Here is an 8,893-nt window from a genome sequence, read left to right as displayed (position 1 = left end):
CCGCCGGCGCGCAGCATGTCGACAAAGGCGCGCAGCGCCGCGGGCATCTGCCGCCGGCCCGGATAATACAGAAAATAGCGCGACGGCCGCGGACACCAGTCCTCCAGCACGCACGCCAGGCGGCCGGCGGCGATGTCGGCGCGCGCGTCGGCCGCGTACACGTAGGCCAGCCCCGCGCCGTCGCGGGCCGCGCGCAGCATCAGTTCATCGTCGTCAAACACCAGCGGGCCGGCAACGGCGATGCTGACGGCTTCCCCATCCTGTTCGAACTCCCACGCATACTGGCGGCCGCTGGGAAAGCGCCGGCCTATGCAGGCATGCGCCAGCAGCTCGCGCGGCGCGGCGGGTGCGCCGTGCGTCGCCAGGTAGGCGGGCGACGCCACCACCACGAACGGCTGCGGCGCGCCCACCGGCACGGCGATCATGTCCGCCGCCACCTGCTCGCCGAAGCGGATGCCGGCGTCGTAGCCGTCGCGCACGATGTCGATCATGCCGTCGTCGGTGACCACTTCCACCTGCACGCGCGGATGGCGCGCCACAAAACCGGCCAGCATGGGCGCCAGCAGCAGCCGGGCGGCGGGACGGGGCACGTTCAGGCGCAGCCTGCCGGCCGGTTCATCCTGCAGGGTGCTCAGGTCGCGCAAGGCGTCGCCGATCTCGCGCATGGCCGGCTCCAGCCGCGCCAGCAGCTGCTGGCCCGCCTGCGTCGGCGTGACGCTGCGCGTGGTGCGGTTCAGCAGGCGCACGCCCAGGCGCTCTTCCAGCGCGCGCAGCGCGTGGCTGAGGGCGGAGGCGGACACGCCCCGCTCAAGGGCCGCCTTGCGAAAGCTGCGCAGGCGGGCGACGGCGGCAAAGGCCGTCAATTCGTTCAGATCAGCCATAGTCGAAGAAAATTCATGAGCCATATTCAGTAATGCATGCAGGATTAGCCATCTTATCGCATGCTGTTGCTTCATCCATACTCCTTGCATCTTTTTTTGAAAGGAAATGACAATGGAACACAGAACACTGGGCCACTCCGGCTTGCGCGTCGCCCCCATCGGCCTGGGCTGCATGGGCATGAGCTTTGCCTACGGCGGCGCCGACGAAGCCACCTCGCTGCGCGTGCTGCACCGGGCCGTGGAGCTGGGCGTGACCCTGATCGACACGGCCGAAGTCTACGGCCCCTACGCCAACGAGGACTTGGTAGGCCGCGCCCTGAAACAGCTGCGCGGCAAAGTCGCCGTCGCCACCAAGTTCGGCTTCAAGATCTTGCCGCACGGCCAGGGCGTGGCACGCATGGCCGGCGTGGACAGCCGCCCCGGGCACATCGTCCGGGCCGTGGAAGGATCGCTGTCCCGGCTCGGCATCGAGTGCATCGACCTGCTGTACCAGCACCGCGTGGATCCGGCCGTGCCCATCGAAGACGTGGTGGGCGCCATGGCGGAACTGGTGCGGGCGGGCAAGGTGCGCCACCTGGGGCTGTCGGAAGTGTCGGCCGCCACCCTGCGCCGCGCCCACGCCGTGCACCCGATTGCGGCCGTGCAGTCCGAATACTCGCTGTGGAGCCGCGGCGTGGAAGCGGACGTGCTGCCCGCCTGCCGCGCGCTGGGCATCGGTTTCGTGCCGTACAGCCCGCTTGGACGGGGATTCCTGACGGGCCAGCTCACTTCCAGCGCCGCACTGGCGCCAGGTGACTACCGCCACAGCCTGCCCCGCTTCCAGCCTGCCGCGATGGCGGCCAACGGGCATCTCGTTGCCGAATTGCAGCGCCTGGCGGCCGCGCGCGGCGCCACGGCGGCCCAGCTGGCCCTGGCCTGGCTGCTGGCCCAGGGCGACGCCATCGTGCCCATTCCCGGCGCCCGCAGCCTGGCCCACCTGGAAGAAAACGTCGCCGCCGCGCAACTTGCCCTGAGCGACGCCGAGCTGGCAGCCATCGGCGCCGCCATCGCGCCCGCCAGCGTGCAAGGAGCGCGCTATCCGGACACGGAGCTGGCCATGGTGGAGCTGTAAACGGCACGCGACAGCTCATCTATACAACTCTCTTTGCGGCGCCGCACTTGAAATGGCTGAATCCGCTATCATTTTCAATCTGAACTATTCACTCTGAAAGGGATTCACATGTCCGATTTGCTCGAAACACTGCAATGGCGCTACGCCACCAAGAAGATGGACTCGGCGAAAACGGTGCCGCAAGAGAAGGTCGAGCGCATCCTGGAAGCCGTGCGCCTGACGGCCAGCTCCAGCGGACTGCACCCGTATGAAGTGTTCGTCGTGACGAATCCGGCCCTGCGCGAGCAGATCAAGCCGCACGCGTGGAACCAGTCGCAAGTGACGGACGCCTCGCACCTGCTGGTGTTTGCCGCCTGGGACAATTACACGGCCGAACGCATCAACGCCCGCTTTGACCTGGTCAACACCGTGCGCGGCTTCAAGAACGAAGGCTGGGAAGCGTACCGTCAGCAGATCCTGGCCACGTATCCGCAGCGCGACGCGGAAACGAACTACCAGCACGCGGCGCGCCAGGCGTATATCGGCGTGGGCACGGCGCTGATCGCCGCGGCGCAGGAAAAAGTCGATTCGACGCCGATGGAAGGCTTTGACCCGGCCAAGGTCGACGAGATCCTGGGCCTGCGCGAAAAAGGCCTGCGCTCCGTCGTCATGCTGCCGCTCGGCTACCGCGCCGGCGCGGGCGACTGGCTGGTGGACCTGAAAAAAGTACGCCCCGCGCGCGAACAGTTCATCACCGAGCTGGCCTAAGCGCCGCGCGACGGCCGATGGCGGCGAAGCCATCGGCCGCGCGCGCTACAAGCCCCCTTCCCGCCGCACGACGGCCGCCAGCCGCGACAGGCCCAGTTCAAGCAAACTGTGCCGTTCGCCCTGCAGCCGCGCCACGCCAGCCATTTCGCGCAGCGGCGCGCGGGCGCTGTCGCAGGCGTCCAGGCGCACGCGGAAAATGGCCGACTGCGGCACCAGGCCCCGCTCGCGCGCTTCCACGGCGATGGGGCCGCCATAGGTCGAGGCCAGCAAAGGCTGCTCGAGCACGGGCAGGTTCAATCCGTCGATGGCGCCGATGCGGCAGCGCACGACGCCATGCTGGCCGCCATCGGCGACGAAGCGCGCCGCCTGCCCCGGCTGCAGGCCGGCCAGGCCCTCTTCCCCCACATAAGCTTCACCCCTGGCGCCCGCCGGCGCGATCACGTCCAGCAGGTGCTCGCCTTCGGCGACGACCGTGCCCGGCTTGAGCGCGTCGCTGCTGCCCGTCACGCGTCCGGCGAACGGCGCCTGCACGGCCAGGCGGCCCTGCTGCTGGCGCAGGCTGGCCAGCTGTTCCTGCGCCGCCTGCCATTGCCGCTGCAATACATTGCCCTGCTGCTGCCATTCACTGTGAAACGCCTGCTGCGCCACTTGCCAGCCCAGCTGGCGCTCGCGCACCTCGGCCTGCGCCAGCTGCAGCTGCAGCGTGGGCGAGCGCAGCCGCGCCAGCGCTTGCCCCGCCGCCACCATCTGCCCCTCGCGCACCAGCACCAGTTCCACCTCGGCCGCGGCCGGCGCATACAGGCCCTGCGACTGCAGCGCGCCCAGCACGGCAGGCGCGGCCTGTTCGCCGCGCCACGGCAGCAGCACCAGCGCCAGCAGCGCCGCCAGCATGACGGCGCTGCGCCGCGTTTCGCGGCACCATGCCAGTTCCGCGCGGCGCCGCCACCAGACGCGCAGTTCACCGGCGACGGGGCGGACGATGAACCAGCCCAGCTCGACGAACAGCAACAGCAGGCCCAGCGCCTTGAAGAACAGGTGGTACACGAGCAGGGCGATGGACAGGAACAGCACCAGGCGGTACAGCCAGGTGGCCCAGGCAAACATGATCAGCCGGCGCCCGGTGGCGGGTGCAAAGTACTCGGGCGCCGGATCGTCCAGTCCCAGCAGGCACTGGCGCAGCCGCCACACGGCCAGCGCAAACGCGCGCCCGTGCAGGTTCGGGATGCCCACGTAGTCGGCCAGCAGGAAATAGCCGTCGAAGCGCATGAAGGGGCTGGCATTCACGGCCAGCGTGGCCAGCCACGTGGTCGAGGCGAGCAGGAAGGCGCCGGCGCGCACGGGGCCGTCCGGCAGCACGCACCACAGCAGCGTGGCCCAGACCGCCAACAGCAGCTCGGCCAGCATGCCGGCGCCGCCGATCAGCATGCGCTGGCGGCGCGAACGCAGCTTCCACGCTTCATTCGTGTCCGTGTACAGCACCGGCATCATGACGAGGAAGGCCACGCCCATGGCGGGCACGCGGCAGCCGAAACGGCGCGCCGCCAGCGCATGACCCAGTTCGTGCGCGATCTTGGCCAGGCTCAGCGAAGCGCCGATGCCGATGGCCGCGCTCAAGCCCGCATACGCGGAAAACGTATGTGTAAACTCGTCCCAGCGGCGCGACAGCAGTGCCAGCGCCAGCAGCAGCACGCCGCCCATGGCCCACCAGAAGCGCGGCTGGAACAGCCAGCCGCACCATGGGAGCAGGCGCTGCAGCAACGCTTCCGGGCGCAGCAGGGGGATGCGGAAGAACAGGTAGTTCTTCAGCAGCCACATGGCGCCGCTGGGACGGCTGGCGCGGCGCGCCTGCCACAGCCCGTCGCTCTGTTCGGCCGTCGCCGCCACCAGCAGCTGGTGGCGCGACAGGAAGGCCAGCACGGCATCGACGTCATCGGCCGTCAGCTGCAGCGTGGTGGTGGCATGGACGGCATCGAGCACGCGCGCCACGCTGCCCAGGCGCCAGCGCTGGATCACTTCGAAACTGGCCCAGCCCAGCTGGTAAAAACGGTTGACGCTGGGGTCGTGCAGGGTCCAGCTGGGCGAGCCGTCCGCCTGCGCGACGCCCGCGTGCAGGGTCAGTTCCTGGCGCAGCGGCGGCAAGGCCCCCTCCCGCGCCGCTCCCGCCGCGCCTACCATCCCAGCCACTGGCGCGCGGCCGTCAGCGGCCGGCGCACGATGTAGTAGATCAGCGGCACCCAGTCGCCATACACCTTGGCCGTGCCCATCTGCCCCAGGCGCGGCGTGGCGCCCGCGGCGAAGCGCGCCTGCAGCCGGTAGGCCAGCAAGCCGCCCTCCACCGCCTCGGCCTTGTAGGCGACGCGGGTCACTTGCGCCTCGTGCGAGAGCATCGGCGCGCCGTTCGGATACAGGGTGATGCGCGCGCCGGGGGCCACCTCGATCGCCTCGGCGGCCGGCAGCCAGGCGGCCAGCTCCACCTGCGCCGGGTCGGCCAGGGTCATCACCTTTTCGCCCACCGCCACCGCCTTGCCCTGCCAGTCGTTGCGGTCGGAGAAGACCACCACGCCGGCCGCCGGCGCCGTCACCTGCAGGCGCCGCAGTTCGCGTCCGCTGTAGTCGGCAACGATGCTTTTTTCCTCCAGGCGCGCGCGTTCCTGCGCCATCGCCAGCTTGCCCTTGTCATCGGTCACGGCCAGCTGGGCACTGACGCGGTAGCCCTCCTGCGCCGTCTCGCGTTCGCGGCTGGCCAGCGCAAACTGCCCGGCAAGCTGGGTGGCGTCGAGCGAGAACAGCAGCGTTCCCTTGGCCACGCGCGCATTGGGCTCGACGGCAATGCTGTCGATCACGCCGGACAAGGGCGCGCGCAGCAGCAGCGGCTCGCGCGGCACCACCTCGGCACGCGCGAGCACGCTCAGGCGCACCGGCACGCAGGCCGCCAGCAGCATGGCCAGCAGCAGCTTGCGCCGGCGCGGCCCCGGCTTGAGCCATGTCAAGGCCAGCTCGCGCGCATTGCGGCGCGGCGCAAACCGGGCCAGCGCATGGCCGTAGCAATGCGCGAGTTCCTGCGCCAGCTTCTGTTCATAGGCGCTCCACGGTTCGGCGCGCGCCAGCAGCAAGGCGCCCTGGCCGTCCAGGCGCAGCCACAGGACTTCCGCCGGCAGCCAGGACGCCCAGTCGGCGGCCAGCGCGGGCGGCAGCGCGGCCGCATCGAGCACCCGCCCCTCGCCCATTCCCGCGGCCCCGTCCAGGTGGCGGAACAAGCGCCCCAGCCACTGCACATAGGGTGCCGTGGGATCGGTTTCCGACAGGCCCGACAAGGCGGCCACGTGGCGCTGCACGCCCTCGCGCCACAGGGCCGCCTGGCGGTACGCCAGCAGCTGCTGGCTTTCATTGACCATCACAAAACCCAGCTGGGCCGCATCCGGCGCCGCGCGGGCACGCCGCATCAGGGCGACCAGGCCGGCCAGGCTGCGGCTACTCTCCGTTTGCCCCATGCGCATCCCTATTTGAAGCTGGCCCAGCCGCTCATGCCCGGCAGCAGGCTGGCGCCCGTCCCGTCGATCACGCCGACGGCCAGGATGGACTGGCTGACGGGGTCGATTTGCGCGCCCAGCCGCTCTATGCGCGCCGGCACGCTCGTGCCAAGCTCGTCGACGGCAACCGTGAAGCGGCTGCCCGCCTTCAGGGTGCCTATCCATTTCGACGGCACCAGCATGCGCAGTTCCAGCGGCCCCGCATCGACGATGTCGAGCACGGGAGTGCCGGGATTGACGAACTGGTGCACGGCCGCCGCGCGCCGCGCGACGCGTCCCGCGAACGGCGCGGCGATCGCGCACTTGCCCACGACGGCCTGCATATAGTTCGCCTCGGCGGCCGCTTCCTTGGCCCGCCCTTGCGCCTGCGTCACTTCCAGCGTGCCCGCCGAATTGAGCCTGGCCAGCTGGCTATTCACCTCGGCCAGCCGGTTGGCCGCTTCCAGCGTCGCCTGCGCCTTGTTCAGCTGGGCGCGGTAGGTGCCGCAATCGAATTGCACCAGCACCTGGCCGCGCTTGAAACTGGCCCCTTCGGCCACGGGCAAGGCGGCGATCCTGGCCGCCACCTCGCCGGACAGGGTCACGGCTTGCCGCGCCATCAATTGCACGCGCACGCGACCGTCGCCGCCGCTGGCCGGCGCCGGCGACGGCGCGGCGAACGCACCCGCCGCAACCAGGCCGGCCAGCGGCAGCACTTTCAGCATCGTCCGCTTCACCGGCTGCCCCCGCCCACTCTGCCCTGCCATTGCGTTTCGGCGCCCTGGAACGCATCCGTCAGGACGGCCAGCTCGTCGCTGGCGGCGCTTTCCGGCAAGGGGTCGAGGCCCATGCTGGCCCCCATCTGTCCATATGCATTCTGCAAGTCGCCATAGCTCTGGTACAGGCGCAGCGAGGAAAACACGGCATTGGCATCGGACAGGATGGCCGGCAGGCGGCCTTGCGCGCCGCTGGCGCTGGCGTTGCGGTTCTGTTCAAAAATGCTCTGTTCGACCTCGTTCAACTCCTTTTCCAGCGCAAACTGGCGGCTGCGGCCCTGCAGGTCCAGATAAGCCACGTGCACCTGGGTCAGTACCGCCATGTTCAAGGCCAGGCGCTGCGCCTTGGCCAGGTCCAGCTGCGCCTGCGCGGAGCGCTTGATGGTGCCGGCATTGAACAGGTTCAGCAGGTTCCAGCTGACGCGCAGCCCCGCGTCGCTCCAGGAGTTATTCACCAGAAATTTATTGCTGTCGTAGCGTTCGCCGACGCTCAATTCCAGGCCCGGCAGCAGCTTCGCCACGGCCTTGCGCGTTTCCAGGACGCCGATGCGCTCCACATAGCGCGCTTCGCCCAGCTCGGGGCGGTTCAGCAGCGCCATTTCTTCCATCTTCTCGAGCGCCAGTCCCAGGCTGGGCACCGGCATGCCGGCCGGGACGGCCACCTGAAAATCCGCGCCCGTGGGCAGATTCATGATGGCGGCCAGGCGCGGCTTGGCTTGCGCCAGCGTATTGCGCACGATGCCCATCTGGCGGATGACGTCGAGCAGCTGGCGCCGGTACTGCAAGGTTTCCAGCGGCGAGCGCAGCTTTTGCTGCTCGACCTGGCGCGCATCGGCCAGCCCCAGTTCCGCCTCCTTCAGCAAGGCGTCGATGCGGCCCTGCAGCTGCTGCGCGCCGACGGCCTGCCACCACGCTTCGCGCACCTGCAGCATCAATTGCTGCGTCACTTTGCGCTTGCGCTGCTGCAAGATCAGCACGCGGTCGGATTGCTGCTGCGCGTTGTAATAACTGACGCCAAAGTCGAGCACGTTCCAGCTCAGGCTCAGGTCGGCGGTATGCTGCTGCTTTTCCGTCGACACGGACGGCACCAGCGACTGCGTGCCCGTGGCCACGTTCTGCGACGACGAGGCCAGCTCGCGGCTGCGCGCCGTGAATCCGGCGCCGGCGGCCAGCTTGGGCAGCATGTCCAGGTGCGACAGGTCCAGCTGGCGCTGCGCCAGCGCCTCTTCCATCAGCTTGACCCGGTAATCGAGGTTGTACTTCAGCGCGCGGGCCATCGCTTCCTGCAGGCTGACCGGCCCGCTCAGCGCGGGCTGCGCGCCGAACATGGCCTGGCGGTCGTCGCCCAGGGTAGCGCGCCGCGCTCCTTCACTCAGCGGCGCCGGCGCCACGGCGCAGCCGCTCAGGACCAGGGCCGATACCAGCGCCGCCAGGCTGTAGCGGGCGGCGCCAGGGATGGGTTGCTCTTTCTTTTGCATGCACATTTCCTGAATAGTCATCGAATTCTTCATTTCCATGGTCGTCCCTTGCCGCCTCACGCCATGTCCTCGGCCGCCAGCCACGCCGCCACCTGCTGCTCGAACGCCTGCTGGCCAAGCTGGCGCAGCTGCTCGTCGAGCGCCGCCTTGGCCGGCGCGGCGGCGTCCTTGGCGCCCTCCTGCTCCGGCCGGGCCGGCGCCTTGGCGTCCGCCTTCAGCTGCAGCCGCGTCACGCTGACCTGGCCCGTCGCGTCGCGCGCCACCACTTGCAGCGCCAGTTCGCCGTCCCAGCCGGCCGGCGCCTTGCCGCTGATGCGGCCCGTTTGCGGATCAAAATGCAGCCACGCCGGCAAGGCGCGGCCATCGGCCGTCTGCAGCGCGACAGACGCCA

8 protein-coding genes are annotated in these 8,893 nt (G+C 69.6%); 2 read left to right on the top strand and 6 right to left on the bottom strand.

Features of this window, described 5'->3' with window-relative positions; all coding sequences use genetic code 11:
* A partial coding sequence (locus CBW50_RS27460; protein WP_086148431.1) for a LysR family transcriptional regulator occupies positions 1-881 on the bottom strand: 881 nt, incomplete at its 3' end.
* A gap of 112 nt (positions 882-993) precedes the next feature.
* On the opposite strand from CBW50_RS27460, the gene CBW50_RS27455 reads away from it, so the two are divergent.
* Positions 994-1,992, top strand: a complete 999-nt coding sequence (locus tag CBW50_RS27455; protein WP_086148430.1) for an aldo/keto reductase — start codon at positions 994-996, stop codon at positions 1,990-1,992.
* 108 nt (positions 1,993-2,100) lie between these two features.
* Positions 2,101-2,739 (top strand): NAD(P)H-dependent oxidoreductase, encoded by a 639-nt coding sequence (locus tag CBW50_RS27450; RefSeq protein WP_086148429.1) that lies wholly within the window; start codon positions 2,101-2,103, stop codon positions 2,737-2,739.
* A gap of 45 nt (positions 2,740-2,784) precedes the next feature.
* On the opposite strand, the gene CBW50_RS27445 is transcribed toward CBW50_RS27450, so the two are convergent.
* From CBW50_RS27445 to CBW50_RS27425, 5 genes are all read right to left on the bottom strand, one after another.
* Positions 2,785-4,878, bottom strand: a complete 2,094-nt coding sequence (locus CBW50_RS27445; RefSeq protein ID WP_319017136.1) for an HlyD family efflux transporter periplasmic adaptor subunit — start codon at positions 4,876-4,878, stop codon at positions 2,785-2,787.
* Between the two features lie 29 nt (positions 4,879-4,907).
* Entirely contained in the window at positions 4,908-6,230 is a 1,323-nt protein-coding gene (locus tag CBW50_RS27440) for an HlyD family efflux transporter periplasmic adaptor subunit (protein ID WP_086148434.1), read from the bottom strand.
* Between the two features lie 8 nt (positions 6,231-6,238).
* Positions 6,239-6,973 (bottom strand): efflux RND transporter periplasmic adaptor subunit, encoded by a 735-nt coding sequence (locus tag CBW50_RS27435; RefSeq protein ID WP_086148433.1) that lies wholly within the window; start codon positions 6,971-6,973, stop codon positions 6,239-6,241.
* Between the two features lie 8 nt (positions 6,974-6,981).
* Complete coding sequence (locus CBW50_RS27430; RefSeq protein ID WP_086148432.1) at positions 6,982-8,502, bottom strand: TolC family protein; 1,521 nt, start codon at positions 8,500-8,502, stop codon at positions 6,982-6,984.
* Between the two features lie 56 nt (positions 8,503-8,558).
* On the bottom strand, positions 8,559-8,893 hold a 335-nt coding region (locus tag CBW50_RS27425; RefSeq protein WP_139842672.1), incomplete at its 5' end, for a putative Ig domain-containing protein.

Origin of the sequence: Janthinobacterium sp. GW458P (assembly GCF_002127585.1) — a bacterium.
In the GTDB taxonomy this organism is placed as follows: domain Bacteria; phylum Pseudomonadota; class Gammaproteobacteria; order Burkholderiales; family Burkholderiaceae_D; genus Janthinobacterium.
The sequence above is the reverse complement of the archived record's forward strand: the minus strand, read 5'-3'. Positions and strand labels throughout refer to the sequence as shown.